Source organism: Pseudomonas sp. LH21 (assembly GCF_036549575.1).
Classification (GTDB): Bacteria; Pseudomonadota; Gammaproteobacteria; order Pseudomonadales; family Pseudomonadaceae; genus Aquipseudomonas; species Aquipseudomonas peradeniyensis.
The window spans coordinates 3,466,523-3,479,973 of sequence record NZ_CP144367.1 but is presented as its reverse complement, the minus strand read 5'-3'; the positions used below and the strand labels follow the sequence as shown (position 1 = coordinate 3,479,973).

Below are 13,451 nucleotides of genomic sequence, written 5' to 3'. Positions count from 1 at the left end.
GTGCCCAGGCAGGTATTTGCATGAACAGCTACAAACAGTGGCATTGGCCACGGCTGCCCAGCCCGCTGCCCAAGGATGTCAGCGACCGGGCATTGATGGGTTACCCAGCGCACTACCAGGAGCATCCGTTGCAGGCGCAAGTCGCCACGGCGCTCGACGATCTGCTCCAGGCGCCGCTGGATGTCTTGCTGACGCTGCTCGAGCAGCCACGCCAACCCCTGGCCCGGCGCATTGCCGCCGGCGAGGTGCTGGCATTGCGCGGCGATCCGCGCATCGACACCTTCGCCCCGCAGATGATCGACATCCCTGCGGCGCGGGTGCACATCGGCCTCGACCCGCGCGCGGTCGAGCAGGTGATGGACCAGTTCGACGGGCTCGGCCTGGACCGCAGCTGGATCGACAAGGAGACCCCGCGCCACGCCGTGGAGCTGGCGGCGTTCCGTATCGCCCGCTTCCCGGTGACGCACCAGGAGTACCGCCAGTTCCTGCTCGACAGCGGGCATGCCGGCATCCCCGACGGCTGGGCGTTCGGCCGCTACCCGCGGCACCACGCCAATCACCCGGTGTACAGCGTCTCGGCCAGTGACGCCGACGCCTACGCCCGGTGGCTCAGCGAACGCACCGGCCGACGCTTCGCCCTGCCCAGCGAAGCGCAGTGGGAGTACGCCGCCGCCGGCCCCGAAGGGCGCCAGTTCCCCTGGGGCGACGCCTACCAGGTCGAGCAGGCCAACACCGCCGAGCTGGGCTACCTGGACAGCACGCCGGTCGGCGTATTCGTCGACGCTGCCTCGCCCTTCGGGGTGCTGGACATGGCCGGCAACGTCGAGGAGTACGTGGCCGAGGACTACCGGCCATACCCCGGCGGCCCGCAGATCGAGGACGACCTGGTGCTCGATGTCGGCACCCACCGCGTGGCCCGCGGTGGCAGCTTCACCCGTTTCCGCGACCTGGCGCGCACCGCGCGCCGCCACGGGCGTTACCCGCGACCGATCTACGTCATGGGCTTTCGCCTGGTTGAAAACCACAACTGAGCTGTTCCGTCTTCCGTGCAAGAGGTCTGATTCCATGAACAAGGATGTTTCGCTTCACACCATCGTGCCGATTTCCATCCTCGGCGGCGACGTCGACGCCCATTTCTTCGGCTTCCACGGCTTCGAGCGTGACCAGGAGCACTTCGCCGTCGGCATCGGCCGCGAGCAGTGCGACGTGCCGTTGGTGCGGGTGCACTCCGAATGCATCACCGGCGATGTGTTCGGCTCGCAGCGCTGCGATTGCGGTCCGCAGCTGCAGGAGGCGCTGCGCACCCTCAAGGAGGTGGGCGGCTACCTGATCTACCTGCGCCAGGAAGGGCGCGGCATCGGCCTGTACTCCAAGTTCGAGGCCTACCTGCTGCAGGACAAGGGCCTGGACACCTATGAAGCCAACCTGCGCCTGAACCACCTGGCCGACTCGCGCTCGTTCGATCCGGCCGTGCAGATCCTGCGGGCCCTGGGCGTGGACCAGTGCCGGTTGCTGACCAACAACCCGGAGAAGGTCGCCCAGTTGCGCGCCGGCGGCATCGATGTGATCGAACAGGTACCCACCGGGGTGTTCCTGACCAATCACAACCGCAACTACCTGCAGGCGAAGGCCGTCAAGTCCAGCCATTCGATCAAGCTCTGACTCCAGCGAAAAAGGATCTTTCGATGAAACACATTGGCCCTATCAGCGGTATCGCCGCCCATGCCGCGCGCTTTGTCGCCACCGCCGGCTACGACAACCAGGTAATCCTGTGGAACGCCGCCACCGGCGAGCCGATCCACCGCGTGCACCACGACCACCTGGCCAACCAGTGCGCGTTCAGCAGTGACGGCAAGCATCTGGTCAGCGCCAGCAGCGACTACACCGCGCGCATCTGGGAAGTGCCGAGCATGCGCCTGAAAGCCGTGCTGCAGGGGCACAACGACGACGTCGAGATGGCGGTGTTCTCGCCCGACAGCCAACGCGTGGCGACCTGCTCGCGTGACCACGTGCTGCGCATCTTCGACCTCGACGGCGTGCAGCTGCAGGCGTTCCATGGCCACCAGGCCGACGTCATCTCGGTGGTCTGGTCGCCGGACGGCCAGCGCCTGATCTCCAGCAGCGACGACGGTACCGTGCGCCAGTGGGACACCCGCAGCGGCCAGCAATGCGACGAGGTGGACATCGGCGGCGTGGAAACCGACACCATCGCCATCACCCGCGAAGGCGTGGTGTTCGCCGGGGACGACGAGGGGCGCATCTCGATCATCGCCCAGGGCCAGGTGCAGACCGTGCCGGCCCATGCCGCCGGGATCAAGCGCATCGTCTGGAACGACGACAAGCGCCTGCTGGTGAGCCTGAGCTACGACCGCTCGGCGATCCTCTGGACCTTCGACGCCGGGCGCAATCTGGTCAAGCGCCGCAGCACCGCGCTGCCGAGCATTGTCTGGCCGCGCAGCTGCGCCTTCGTCGGCGACGAACAACTGGTGTTCGCCACCTTCGGTTCGCGCTACGCCACCTGGAACTACGAGCAGGACCAGTGGCAGGTGTCGGGCATCGAGCCGGCGGTGAGCATCAACGCCGTGGTGCGCAGCGACGAGCGCCAGTACAGCATCGGCGACGCCGGCATCCTGCACCGTGACGACCAGCCGGTGACCAGTGTCGGCAGCCTGTGCAACTTCCTCCTGCCGTTCGGTCCGCTGCTGCTGACCGGCGGCCAGATGGGCCAGGTGTTCGACGGCCTGTCCGGGCGCATGCTCTACCAGCACCGTTCGCCGCTCAACTGCGGCGCCACCTTCGTCAGGAACGGCGAGGACCTGGCGCTGATCGGCACCTATACCGGCGAAGGCCTGGTGTTCGGCCATGACGGCCAGGGCGGACTGCGCCTGGTGGCATCGATCCCCATGCACGACAACGCGATCAAGGGCGTGGCCGCCGACGAGCGCCACCTGTTCAGCGTCTGCGCTTCGGCCGATGCGGCGCTGCACAGCATCGAGGATTTCAGCAGCGTGCGGCATATCGAGGGGGCGCATACGCGCATTTCCAATGGCTGCTGCCCGATCACCGGCGGCTTCGCCAGCATCGGTCGCGACCTCAAGCTGCGCCTGTGGCTGGAGACCGGCGACGAGGTGTTCGATTCGCCGCACCAGCACTCGATCAAGTGCATCGCCGCCTCCGGCGATGGCCGGGTGATCGCCACCGCGGCCTACAACGGTACCGTGGCACTGTTCGACCTGGCCTCGCGGCGCTGGCTGCCCATGCAGCGGCCGACCGCCAGCGGCATTTCCTGCCTGACCCACGACGCCGTCAGCGATGCCTTCCTGGCCAGTTCCTATGACGGGCGCATCTACGGTATCGACGCCCGCCTGGCGTCCTGAAGGAGCAGTACGATGAGCAAGCAAGCAAGCGACTTCATGGCCCAGGGCGACTACCGCAAGGCCCTCGACACTTCGTTCGTGCACCGCTACAGCCATGGCGAGGACGAGTGGTCATGGGACATCGGCATGATCCAGGCGGCCCAGGCCTTCCTGGAACGGCTCGACCCGCGTGCCGACCAGCATGTGCTGGACATCGGCGTGGGCCGTGGCCGTGACGCCTCCACCTTCATCCTCGCCGGGCACCGGGTCACCGGGCTGGATATCGTCGAGAACTCCAGCTGGCCGTTGCTGCGCAAGCGCTGGGGCGATCGCCTGGACCTGGTGAACAAGGCCATGCAGGACTGGCAGCCGGCGCCGGGCACGGTGTTCGACGCGGCCCTGGACAATGGCTGCTTCCACCACCAGCACCCGGATGAGTGGGCTGCGTACCTGGGCCATGTGCGCCGCCTGCTGCGCCCCGGCGCGCTGGTGGGGCTGAACGTGTTCGGGGTCGATGCGGCCCATCCGCAGCCGGGCTGGCGCGAGATGGACAACCAGCGCCAGGGCTACTTCTTCACCGACGACGGCATCCGCCAGACCCTCGAGGCCCATGGCTTCACCTGGCAGGGACTGGAGGTGATCGAGCGCCAGCATGGTGAGGCCCGCTACCTGCTGGCGCTGGTCCGCACGTGAGTGCGATCGATCGCCATTACCTGGACATGGCCCTGGCGCTCGCCAGCCAGGGCCTGTACAGCACCATGCCCAACCCGCGGGTCGGCTGTGTGATCGTCAACGCCGGGCAGGTGGTGGGGCGCGGGTGGCATCAGCGCGCCGGCCAGGCCCACGCCGAAGTGCACGCCCTGCGCGAGGCGGGCACGGCGGCACGGGGGGCGACCGCCTACGTGACCCTGGAACCCTGCGGCCACCATGGGCGCACGCCGCCATGCGCCGATGCCCTGGTGGCGGCGGGGGTGCGTCGGGTGGTCACGGCCAGCGGCGACGTCTCGCAGAGTATCGGTGCGGATCGTCTGCGCGAGGCCGGTATCGTGGTCGAGGCCTTGCCTTGCCCACGGGCACGGGCGCTCAATCGCGGGTTCTTCTCGCGCATCGAGCGCGAGCGCCCGTGGGTGCGGGTGTTGCGTCCGGCGGCGCTGGAGATCGGCGCGCTGGGCGAGGGTGTGATGCTCAGCCATTGCGACGAGCAGACGCCCCTGGCGCACTGGCGGGGCAGGGCTTCGGCGTTGTTGACCACTTGTGACTGGGTGAAGGCCTGCGACACCTCGCTGGTGGCGCAGGTCGCCGGGCAACGAGCCGAACCGGTGGTGCCCTTGCGGGTACTGCTCGACCCGGGGCTGGACTGCCCGGCGTCGGCCAAGGTGCTCGACGGGCGTGCGCCGACGCTGGTGTTGCATGGGGCGCAGGCGAGGCGGGACGGTCGGTATGCCCGTGCGCGTTGCAAGATGCTGGAGGATCCCGGTGCCCTGCAGGTGTTACAGGCGCTGCATGAGCTCGACTGCAACGAAGTCCAGGTCGAGGCTGAGCCGGCGTGGTGCGAGGCCCTGGCGCGCCAGGGGCTGGTGGATGAGTGGTTGGTGCAGGTCTAGCGCCCTCAGGACTTGCGCTGTAATCACGATCACCGGGGCTGCTTTGCAGCCCTTACTCATTGACTTAGCAGGGACCTGTGGGAGCGGCTTTAGCCGCGAACACCGGCGAAGCCGGTGCCATCCACCGCGTTGCTTGCTTCGCGGCTAAAGCCGCTCCCACAGGGTACGCGCTTGCCACTTAATCGTAGTTTTTCTGCGCGTAAGCTTCGATGATCCTAGCGACTGCAGATCAGCCCGACCTGCAGGCTGTTCTGCTCGAACAAGTCCCAATACCCAGGCGGATGCGCCTTCTTGCGGATCCCGCTGATCAGTGGGGCAATCCAGCGCACGTTGCGCAGGCCGACATCGTGGGCGGCCTGTTCGTAGATCGACCTGTCCCAGCGGTAATAGGTGAAGTCCGCAGGCGGTGTACTCATGAACTGCCCCTGGCAGCGCAGGCCGCCTTCCACCGGCTGTTCGTCCAGCACGCGAATGCCGTACTCGGTGAAATTGCCCCGGGCCAGGTCGAAGGCGGGGTTCGCCGTGTAGGCGATCAGCTGTCCGTTCGGCTTGAGGTTGAGGGCGACGCTTTCAAACATGCGGCGTAATTCTTCGACACTGCCGGCGTAGTTGAACAGCCAGGCGGCGGTGACCTTGTCGAACTGGCCGATGCGGCCCATCTGCGCCACGTCGCGCACTTCGTAGGCGATGCCGTCGTTGGCCTGGCGCGCCTGGTAGATCATGCTCGGCGAGATGTCCACGCCGTGCACCCGCGCCGCGCCCCAGTCTTTCAGGCGGCGGCTGAAGAAGCCATGGCCGCAGGCCAGGTCGAGAATCTCGTCGCCGGATACGTCGCCGGCCATGTAGCGAAACGTGTCGACCTCGACCCCGCGCTGGCTGGCGTGGCTGGTGAAGTCTTCGAACTGCTCGCTGATCCGCTCGTAGACTTCCTTGGATTCCTTCATGGGCGCTCCTTGTTTTCAGAGGTGAGGCGCAGCGCCAACGGCAGCGCCAGCAGCGGCGCGCAGGCGAACACGGCGAACAGCCACAGCGCCGCCTGGCGCGCGCCTTGCTCGCCGCCGGGCTCGACCAGTCCGGCGCCGTTGGCGACCAGCCCGGCCAGGGCCGCGGCCAGGGCGGTGGCGTAGAGTTGCACGGTGGTGATCGAGGCCGAGGCGAGGTTTTCCTCGCCGGGGCGCGCGGCCTGCAGCACTCGGGTGAGCAGGTGCGGCCAGCCCAGGCCGATGCCCAGGCCCACGCCGGCCAGGGCCAGGGCGAACAGGGCCAGGCCCGGCGCGCTGGCGATCCAGGCCGGGGTCGGGGTCAGCAGGGCCAGGGCCAGCAGCGCCACGGCCACCACCAGCGGCCCGCCGCGGATCTGCCAGGCGCCGCCATCGCGGTCGCGCCCGGCGCTGGCCAGGGCGCCGACCGTCCAGCCCGCGGCCATCACCGCGGTCAGGTAGCCGGCGGCCAGCGGGCCAAAGCCATGGATGCGCTGCAGGAAGTAGGGCACATAGATTTCAGTGGTGATGGCCGCCACCAGCAGGCACATCATGGCGAACAGCGCGCCCATCGGTTGCTTGAGGCTGTAGGCGCCCGTGGGCAGCAGGTGGTGGCGCGCCCGCGGATCGAGGCGGGCGATCAGCGCGGCGATGGCCAGGCCCGCGACGATGCCGGCCAGGTTGATCCACAAGGTATCGGCCAGGCTGGCCGCGCAGATCGCCAGTACCGAGGCCACCAGGCAGGCGATCAGCCCATAGGCCGGGCGCGCGCCATTGTCGTCCAGGGCCTGGCGCGTCGGCAGGCGCAGGCAGACGATCAGCGCCAGGGCGCCAGCCACCGGCAACAGTGACCAGAACGCCCAGCGCCAGTGCCCGCCTTCGGCGAACACCCCGCCCACGGCCGGGCCGCACAGCGTGGCCACGCCCCACATCGCCGAGACCAGGGCCATGGCGCGGGGCCACAGGCGGCTGTCGAACACCAGGTGGATCAGTGCATAGCTCAGGGCGAACAGGATGCCGCCCCCCAGGCCCTGCACGCTGCGCCCGAGCAGCAGCATCGGCATGCTACCGGCCTGGGCGCAGAGCATCGAGCCAAGGGCGAACACCAGCAGTGCCAGCAGGTAGGCGACCCGTGGTCCGCCACGGGCCAGCAGGCGGGTGGAGAGGGTGGAGCCGATGATCGAGGCGACCACGAACAGGGTGGTGTTCCAGGCATAGAAGGCCAATCCGCCGATCTCGTCGATCACCGTCGGCAGCAGGGTGGTGACGATATAGACATTGATGGCGTGCAGGGCGACGCCGCCGGCCAGGGCGATCGAGCGCAGCGCGTTGCCGCCGCTGAGCAGTTCGCTCCAGCGCGCCGGTGGCTGTTCGGGAATGGCGGTCATGTACGCTCCTTGCGTGGTCCTGCGCTGGGAGTCTAGGAGCCGGAAAAACATTATTCAAGGATTTGCTTGTGTAATTTGGCCGCAGTGGATTTGTTAGGATCATGCTCTTTTGTCTTGTTCCAGGAGCGTCACCCATGATCATCAGCACCACCAGCCAGCTCGACGGCCGTCCGATTGCCGAGTACCTCGGTGTGGTCAGCGCCGAATCGGTGCAGGGGATCAACTTCGTGCGCGATTTCTTCGCACGCTTTCGCGACTTCTTCGGCGGCCGCTCACAAACCCTGGAGGGCGCGCTGAAGCTGGCCCGCGAGCAGGCCACCGAGGAACTCATGGCGCGGGCACGGCAGTTGCAAGCCGATGCCCTGGTAGGCGTGGACTTCGAGATCAGCATGCCGTCGGTACAGGGTGGCATGGTCGTGGTGTTCGCCACCGGCACGGCGGTGCGTCTGAAGTAAGGCCAGTTGCCACTGGTCGGGCCAGGAAATTTTGTCCGGCTGGTCTGCAAATGACCGACTAGTCTCACTTCAACGGACCGCGCTTCACTAGGCAGGCTCATTGCCTGCCGGCACGGTCGCCATTGGAGGGAGACAGGGCATGAGCGAATCCTATTTCGAAGACCTGAACGATGCGTTTCCGATCAACAGCCAGGTGCGCTGCGGCCAGGCGGCCGTGCGCCTGGGCTTTGCCAACATGACCCTGGACGAGTCGGAGCAACTGCAACCGGCGCACCTGCAGCGGGCCAAGAAGGGGCGTTTCACGCCGCGTGTCCCGTCGAAGAAGTAAATCCGCGCTGAATCCCCATCGTGGCGCCCACAGGTCCTGTGGGCGCCGTCGCATTCAATGGGCCCCGGCGCCCTTGCTCAGGTCGCTCTCGGCCCACTCGGTATAGATGCAGGCATCCGCCACCGCCCAGCGCACCCTGACCGGCTGGCCCGGCTGCATGGGTATGCCCGCGGCCGACAGCGCCTTGACTGTCAGTGGGGTGCCGCCCTGGGTGGCGACATGGCAGGTCTGGCTCTCGCCGAGGAACAGCAGCTCGGTCACCGTGGCGCCGACTTCGTTCCAGCCTGCCGGCAGGGGTTCGCGCGTCGCCTGCTCCACGGTCAAGGCCAGGGCCTTTTCCGGGCGCACCATGATCAGCGCCTCCTGCCCGGCGGCCAGCCCCGGTGTCGGGCGCACCGCTACCGGCTGCCCCTCGAAACGTCCCGCATCGTTGCCGTCGGCCGTGAAACGCAGGAAGTTGGAGTTGCCCAGGAACGAGGCGACGAATGCGTTCGGCGGGTTCTGGTAGAGGTCGTAGCCGCTGCCCAGGCCGACAATGCGGCCATGGCTGAAGATGGCGATACGCTGCGACAGGCGCATCGCCTCCTCCTGGTCGTGGGTCACGTAGACGATGGTGATGCCCAGGCGTCGATGCAGCTGGCGCAGCTCGTCCTGCAGGTCTTCACGCAGCTTCTTGTCGAGCGCGCCGAGCGGCTCGTCCATCAACAGGATGCGCGGTTCGTAGACCAGCGCCCGGGCGATCGCCACGCGTTGCTGCTGGCCGCCGGAAAGTTGGGCCGGGTGCCGGTGGGCGAAGGCCTCGAGCCGCACCAGCTTGAGCATGGCATCCACCCGCCGGGCGGTTTCGGCCGCGCCCTGCTTGCGGATCGCCAGGGGGAAGGCAATGTTGTCGCGCACGCTCAGGTGCGGGAACAGCGAGTAGCGCTGGAACACCATGCCGATGTCGCGCTTGTGCGGCGGCACGTTCACCAGCGACTGGCCGTCGACCAGGATCTCGCCGCTGCTCGGCGTCTCGAACCCGGCCAGCATCGACAGGGTGGTGGACTTGCCCGAGCCGCTGGAGCCGAGGAAGGTGAGGAACTCGCCGTCCTGGATCTCGAGGTCGATGTTGTCCACCGCGGCGAAGTCGCCGTAGTGCTTGTTCAGGTTGCGCAGGCTGACCAGGGGCCTGGCGCGTGCGTCGTCTTTCATCACTGCACTCATCGTATTCGTCTCCGGGCGCTCAGGTGTTGCTTGCGTTGCGCCGACGCAGGGCGGCGGCAATGATCATGATCAACAGCGACAGGCCGATCAGCAGCGTCGAGGCGACGGCGATGACCGGGGTCAGGTCCTGGCGCAGGGTGGTCCACATCTTCACCGGCAGGGTCTGCAGTTCGGGGCTGGCCATCATCACGCTGAGCACCACCTCGTCCCACGACACCAGGAAGGCGAACAGGCCGCCGGCGATCATCCCCGGGCGAATCGCCGGAAAGGTCACCTTGACGATCGCCTGCAGGCGCGAGGCGCCGCAGATCACCGCGGCGTCCTCGATCGAGTGGTCGAACAGCTTCAGCGAGTTGATGATCGAGATGATGGTGAAGGGCAGGGCGACGATCACATGACTGACCACGAAGGCCAGCAAGGTGCCGGTGTAGCCGAGCTTGAGGAACAGCGCGTACACCGCCACGGCGATGATCACCAGCGGCACGATCATCGGCAGGGTGAACAGCCCGTAGAGCAGATCCCGCCCCGGGAAGCGCCCGCGCACCAGGGCGAAGGCGCTGGGCAGGCCCAGGGCCACGGCGGTGAAGGTGGTCAGAACGGCGACCTTGAGGCTGGCCAGGGCCGCGTCCATCCACTCGGGGTTGGAAAGGAACTGGCCGTACCATTTGAGCGTCCAGCCCGGTGGTGGGAATACCAGCCACTGCGAAGAGCCGAACGACAGCAGCACGATGAACAGGATCGGCAGCAGCAGGAAAGCCGCGATCGCCCCGGTGGTGAGGTACAGGCCCAGGCGCAGCGGGCGGCCCATGGCGTTGGGGGTCAGAAGCATGGCGGCTTACCTCGCATTGCCGACCGGGGATTCCGGTTGCAGCTTCAGGTAGAAGTAGAAGAGCACCAGGGTGATCGCCACCAGCAACGCGGCGGCGGCGCTGGCCAGGCCCCAGTTGAGGAACGACTGCACCTGCTGGACGATGAACTCGGGCAGCATCATGTTCTGCGCGCCGCCGAGCAGGGCCGGAGTCACGTAGTAGCCGAGCGACATGACGAACACCATCAGCGCGCCGGAGAACAGGCCCGAACGGCACAGCGGGAGGAACACCTTGCAGAAGTTGGTCCACGGGCTGGCGCCGCAGATGGAACCGGCCTGCAGCACCATCGGGTCGATGGCCTGCATGGTCGCCTGCAGCGGCAGGACGATGAACGGGATCATGATGTAGCTCATGCCGATCACCACGCCGGTGAGGTTGTGCACCATTTCCAGTGGCGCGTCGATCACCCCGATCGCCATCAGCGCCTTGTTGATCACCCCCGAGGCCTGCAGCAGCACCAGCCACGAATAGGTGCGCGCCAGCAGGCTGGTCCACATCGACAGCAGCACGATGTTCAGCAGCCAGCGGCCCCAGCCCTTGGGCATCAGGGTGATCGCCCAGGCCAGCGGGAAGCCCAGCAGCACGCTGATCAAGGTGACCAGGCCGGCCACCGAGAAGGTGTTGAACAGCACCCGGGCGTAGGCCGAGTTGGCGAACAGTTGCGCGTAGTTGCCCAGGCCCGGCACCGGTTCGAGCACGCCGCGCAGGAGCAGGCCGATCAGCGGGGCGAAGAAGAACAGGCCAAGGAACAGCAAGGCTGGCAGCAGGTTGCGGCTGCCGCGCCAGCGTTGGCGCAGGGGCGGGCGGCGGATGGTCGCTCCCGGCACGCCGCTGCCGGCGGCGGCACCTTGCGCAGTGTGCAGGGCGTTGATGGCGACTTTCATTTGACCAGCCACTCGTTCCAGCGGGCCGCGATGGCCTGGCCATTCTTCGCCCAGTAGGCGAAGTCCAGGGTCACCTGGTCCTGGGCATGGGCGGTGGGCAGGTTGGGGGCCAGTTCAGGCTTGAGCAGACCGACGCTGTCGAGGTTGACCGGGGCATAGGCGGTGAGGTTGGCGAAGTCGGCCTGGCCTCTGGCGCTGCTGGCGTCGGCCAAAAACTTCATGGCCGCGTCCTTGTTCTTCGCGCCCTTGGGAATGACCAGGAAGTCGGCCATAACCAGGTTCTGCTTCCAGCTTACCCCGACCGGCGCGCCGTCCTGCTGCAGGGCATGCACGCGGCCGTTCCAGAACTGCCCCAGCGCCGCTTCGCCCGAGGCCAGCAGTTGCTGCGACTGGGCGCCACCGCCCCACCAGACGATGTCCTTCTTGATGGTGTCGAGTTTCTTGAAGGCGCGCTCCAGGTCGAGCGGGTAGAGCTGGTCGGCGGGCACGCCGTCGGCCAGCAGGGCCAGTTCGAGCACGCCGGGGCTCGGCCATTTGTACAGGGCGCGCTTGCCGGGGTAGGCCTTGGTATCGAACAGCGCGGTCCAGTCCACCGGCTTGTTCGCGCCGAGCTTGCCTTCGTTGTAGCCAAGCACGAAGGAGAAGAAGAACGAGCCGACGCCGTGGTCGGAGACGAAACGCGGGTCGATCCGCTCGCGCTGGATAGCGCTGAAATCGAGGGGTTCGAGCAGGCCCTCGCTGGCGGCGCGCAGGGCGAAGTCGGCTTCGACGTCGACCACGTCCCACTGCACGTTGCCGCTTTCGACCATGGCCTTGAGCTTGCCGTAGTCGGTGGGGCCGTCCTGCACGACCTTGATGTTGGCGGACTTGGAGAAGGGCTCGGCCCATGCCTGTTTCTGCGCGTCCTGGGTGCTGCCGCCCCAGCTGACGAAGTTCAGGCTGTCGGCCGCCTGGGTGGCCTGGCAGGCCAGGGTCAGCAGGCTGGCGGACAGCACTGCGGTTACTCGTTTGCTCAACAGCATGGTTACGCCCTCGTTGCTTTTTGTTATTCGAGGCGGGCTTCTGTCGCCCGCCAATCGTGTTCGGGGAGCAGCGTCAAACGGGTGGAGCGTGGCCGTATTGTGATTGTAGGTAGGGCCGGCAGAATCAAGGTCTATGGGATGTCATATTATGGTATTCCAAAATTTTGGCAAGAGCTCGGCGTCGACCGGCCATCACCCCGTGGCTACTGCGGATGCGGGGTCAGGTAACCAACCCCGGCTCGAATGGAATGCTCTGCACCACCTCCAGTTCATACCCGGCAAGCCCCGCGTACTTCAGTGGCGGCCCCAGGTGCCGCAGCTTGCCCACGCCCAGGTCCTGGAGAATCTGCGCGCCGGTCCCGACTTGCGAGTACACCTTCGACTGCCCACGCTGGTAGGGGCGTGTCGGCCGGGTCAGTTGCGGCACCCGCTCCAGCAGGGCCTGGGAGGATTCGTGGTTGGCCAGGATCACCACCACCCCGTTGCCTTCGACGGCGACCTTCTGCAGCGCCGCCCACAGCGTCCAGTTGGCGGGGCCGGCGTACTCGGCGCCGACCAGGTCGCGCAACGGATCGATCACGTGCACGCGCACCAGGGTCGGCTGGTCGCGGCGTATATCGCCCATGACCATGGCCATGTGTACGCCGCCTTCGATGTGGTCCTCGTAGGTGACCAGGCGGAAGGTGCCGTGCACGGTGGGCAGCTCGCGCTCGCCGATGCGCTTGATGGTCTGCTCGGTGCTCAGACGGTAGTGGATCAGGTCGGCAATGGTGCCGATCTTGATGCCGTGGCGGGCGGCGAATACCTCCAGGTCCGGGCGGCGGGCCATGCTGCCGTCATCGTTGAGCACCTCGACGATCACCGATGCCGGGGTGAACCCGGCCAGGCGCGCCAGGTCGCAGCCGGCCTCGGTGTGGCCGGCGCGGCTCAGCACGCCGCCTTCACGGGCGCGAAGGGGGAAGATGTGGCCGGGTTGCACCAGGTCCTCGGGGCGGGCATCCGCGGCCATGGCGGCGGCCACGGTGCGCGCCCGGTCGGCGGCGGAAATGCCGGTGGTGACGCCGCTGGCGGCCTCGATGGAAACGGTGAAGGCGGTGCCGAACACGCTGGCATTGCCTGGCACCATCTGTTCCAGGCCCAGTCGCTGGCAGTGTTCGTCGGTGAGGGTCAGGCAGATCAGGCCGCGCGCCTCCCGGGCCATGAAATTGATCGCCTGGGCGTCGCAGCGCTCGGCGGCAATCAGCAGGTCGCCTTCGTTTTCCCGGTCTTCGTCATCCACCAGCAGGACCATCCTGCCCTGGCGGTAGTCCTCGAGGAGTTCTTCGATGCTGTTGAAAGCCATGCTGCACGCTCATGCTGGTC

Annotated in this window: 14 protein-coding genes; 7 read left to right on the top strand and 7 right to left on the bottom strand. The window is 67.1% G+C overall.

The features are described 5' to 3' along the window. The first annotated feature begins 20 nt into the window (after positions 1-20). Genes VUG52_RS15795 through ribD form a run of 5 tightly spaced genes read left to right on the top strand, consistent with a single transcriptional unit; the run spans position 21 to position 4,960 of the window. On the top strand, positions 21-1,031 hold the full coding sequence (locus tag VUG52_RS15795) for a formylglycine-generating enzyme family protein (RefSeq protein WP_050705867.1): 1,011 nt from the start codon (positions 21-23) through the stop codon (positions 1,029-1,031). Between the two features lie 34 nt (positions 1,032-1,065). Continuing rightward, on the top strand, positions 1,066-1,662 hold the full coding sequence (gene ribA, locus VUG52_RS15790) for a GTP cyclohydrolase II RibA (RefSeq protein ID WP_028691687.1): 597 nt from the start codon (positions 1,066-1,068) through the stop codon (positions 1,660-1,662). Positions 1,663-1,685: 23 nt separating this feature from the next. Beyond that, entirely contained in the window at positions 1,686-3,377 is a 1,692-nt protein-coding gene (locus VUG52_RS15785; RefSeq protein ID WP_050705866.1) for a WD40 repeat domain-containing protein, read from the top strand. Between the two features lie 12 nt (positions 3,378-3,389). Continuing rightward, entirely contained in the window at positions 3,390-4,049 is a 660-nt protein-coding gene (locus VUG52_RS15780) for an SAM-dependent methyltransferase (protein WP_050705865.1), read from the top strand. Further along, positions 4,046-4,960, top strand: coding sequence for a bifunctional diaminohydroxyphosphoribosylaminopyrimidine deaminase/5-amino-6-(5-phosphoribosylamino)uracil reductase RibD (gene ribD / locus VUG52_RS15775; RefSeq protein ID WP_050705864.1), 915 nt, complete (start codon positions 4,046-4,048; stop codon positions 4,958-4,960). Before VUG52_RS15780 ends, ribD begins: the two co-directional genes overlap by 4 nt. A gap of 215 nt (positions 4,961-5,175) precedes the next feature. Here ribD and VUG52_RS15770 read toward each other — a convergent pair whose 3' ends face one another. Beyond that, positions 5,176-5,904 (bottom strand): class I SAM-dependent methyltransferase, encoded by a 729-nt coding sequence (locus tag VUG52_RS15770; RefSeq protein ID WP_050705863.1) that lies wholly within the window; start codon positions 5,902-5,904, stop codon positions 5,176-5,178. Then, positions 5,901-7,328 (bottom strand): MFS transporter, encoded by a 1,428-nt coding sequence (locus tag VUG52_RS15765; RefSeq protein WP_050705862.1) that lies wholly within the window; start codon positions 7,326-7,328, stop codon positions 5,901-5,903. The genes VUG52_RS15770 and VUG52_RS15765 overlap by 4 nt, the downstream gene beginning before the upstream one ends. Positions 7,329-7,462: 134 nt before the next feature. Here VUG52_RS15765 and VUG52_RS15760 point away from each other — a divergent pair, with 134 nt between their 5' ends. After that, a complete protein-coding gene (locus tag VUG52_RS15760) occupies positions 7,463-7,783 on the top strand; it encodes a heavy metal-binding domain-containing protein (protein WP_050705861.1) in 321 nt (106 codons plus the stop codon). 139 nt (positions 7,784-7,922) lie between these two features. Beyond that, positions 7,923-8,111 carry a hypothetical protein gene (locus VUG52_RS15755; protein ID WP_028691681.1) on the top strand — a complete coding sequence of 63 codons (189 nt, stop codon included), beginning with the start codon at positions 7,923-7,925 and terminating at the stop codon, positions 8,109-8,111. Positions 8,112-8,165: 54 nt separating this feature from the next. Here the strand turns inward: VUG52_RS15755 and VUG52_RS15750 are convergent, their stop codons facing one another. From VUG52_RS15750 to ribBA, 5 genes are all read right to left on the bottom strand, one after another. Then, on the bottom strand, positions 8,166-9,314 hold the full coding sequence (locus VUG52_RS15750) for an ABC transporter ATP-binding protein (protein ID WP_050705860.1): 1,149 nt from the start codon (positions 9,312-9,314) through the stop codon (positions 8,166-8,168). Positions 9,315-9,333: 19 nt separating this feature from the next. Further along, entirely contained in the window at positions 9,334-10,143 is an 810-nt protein-coding gene (locus tag VUG52_RS15745) for an ABC transporter permease (RefSeq protein WP_050705859.1), read from the bottom strand. Between the two features lie 6 nt (positions 10,144-10,149). After that, positions 10,150-11,067 carry an ABC transporter permease gene (locus VUG52_RS15740; protein WP_050705858.1) on the bottom strand — a complete coding sequence of 306 codons (918 nt, stop codon included), beginning with the start codon at positions 11,065-11,067 and terminating at the stop codon, positions 10,150-10,152. After that, positions 11,064-12,089 (bottom strand): ABC transporter substrate-binding protein, encoded by a 1,026-nt coding sequence (locus VUG52_RS15735; protein ID WP_050705857.1) that lies wholly within the window; start codon positions 12,087-12,089, stop codon positions 11,064-11,066. The genes VUG52_RS15740 and VUG52_RS15735 overlap by 4 nt, the downstream gene beginning before the upstream one ends. 220 nt (positions 12,090-12,309) lie before the next feature. Next, positions 12,310-13,431, bottom strand: coding sequence for a bifunctional 3,4-dihydroxy-2-butanone-4-phosphate synthase/GTP cyclohydrolase II (gene ribBA / locus VUG52_RS15730; protein ID WP_050705856.1), 1,122 nt, complete (start codon positions 13,429-13,431; stop codon positions 12,310-12,312). Positions 13,432-13,451 lie beyond the last annotated feature (20 nt).

Bases quoted from the DNA above. Each gene is read 5' to 3' on its own strand.
- ribA (WP_028691687.1), top strand. From the start codon at position 1,066: ATGAACAAGGATGTTTCGCTTCACACCATCGTGCCGATTTCCATCCTC.
- VUG52_RS15785 (WP_050705866.1), top strand. From the start codon at position 1,686: ATGAAACACATTGGCCCTATCAGCGGTATCGCCGCCCATGCCGCGCGC.
- VUG52_RS15755 (WP_028691681.1), top strand. From the start codon at position 7,923: ATGAGCGAATCCTATTTCGAAGACCTGAACGATGCGTTTCCGATCAAC.
- VUG52_RS15760 (WP_050705861.1), top strand. From the start codon at position 7,463: ATGATCATCAGCACCACCAGCCAGCTCGACGGCCGTCCGATTGCCGAG.
- VUG52_RS15770 (WP_050705863.1), bottom strand. From the start codon at position 5,904: ATGAAGGAATCCAAGGAAGTCTACGAGCGGATCAGCGAGCAGTTCGAA.
- VUG52_RS15735 (WP_050705857.1), bottom strand. From the start codon at position 12,089: ATGCTGTTGAGCAAACGAGTAACCGCAGTGCTGTCCGCCAGCCTGCTG.
- ribBA (WP_050705856.1), bottom strand. From the start codon at position 13,431: ATGGCTTTCAACAGCATCGAAGAACTCCTCGAGGACTACCGCCAGGGC.
- VUG52_RS15745 (WP_050705859.1), bottom strand. From the start codon at position 10,143: ATGCTTCTGACCCCCAACGCCATGGGCCGCCCGCTGCGCCTGGGCCTG.
- VUG52_RS15740 (WP_050705858.1), bottom strand. From the start codon at position 11,067: ATGAAAGTCGCCATCAACGCCCTGCACACTGCGCAAGGTGCCGCCGCC.
- VUG52_RS15780 (WP_050705865.1), top strand. From the start codon at position 3,390: ATGAGCAAGCAAGCAAGCGACTTCATGGCCCAGGGCGACTACCGCAAG.
- VUG52_RS15795 (WP_050705867.1), top strand. From the start codon at position 21: ATGAACAGCTACAAACAGTGGCATTGGCCACGGCTGCCCAGCCCGCTG.
- VUG52_RS15765 (WP_050705862.1), bottom strand. From the start codon at position 7,328: ATGACCGCCATTCCCGAACAGCCACCGGCGCGCTGGAGCGAACTGCTC.
- VUG52_RS15750 (WP_050705860.1), bottom strand. From the start codon at position 9,314: ATGAGTGCAGTGATGAAAGACGACGCACGCGCCAGGCCCCTGGTCAGC.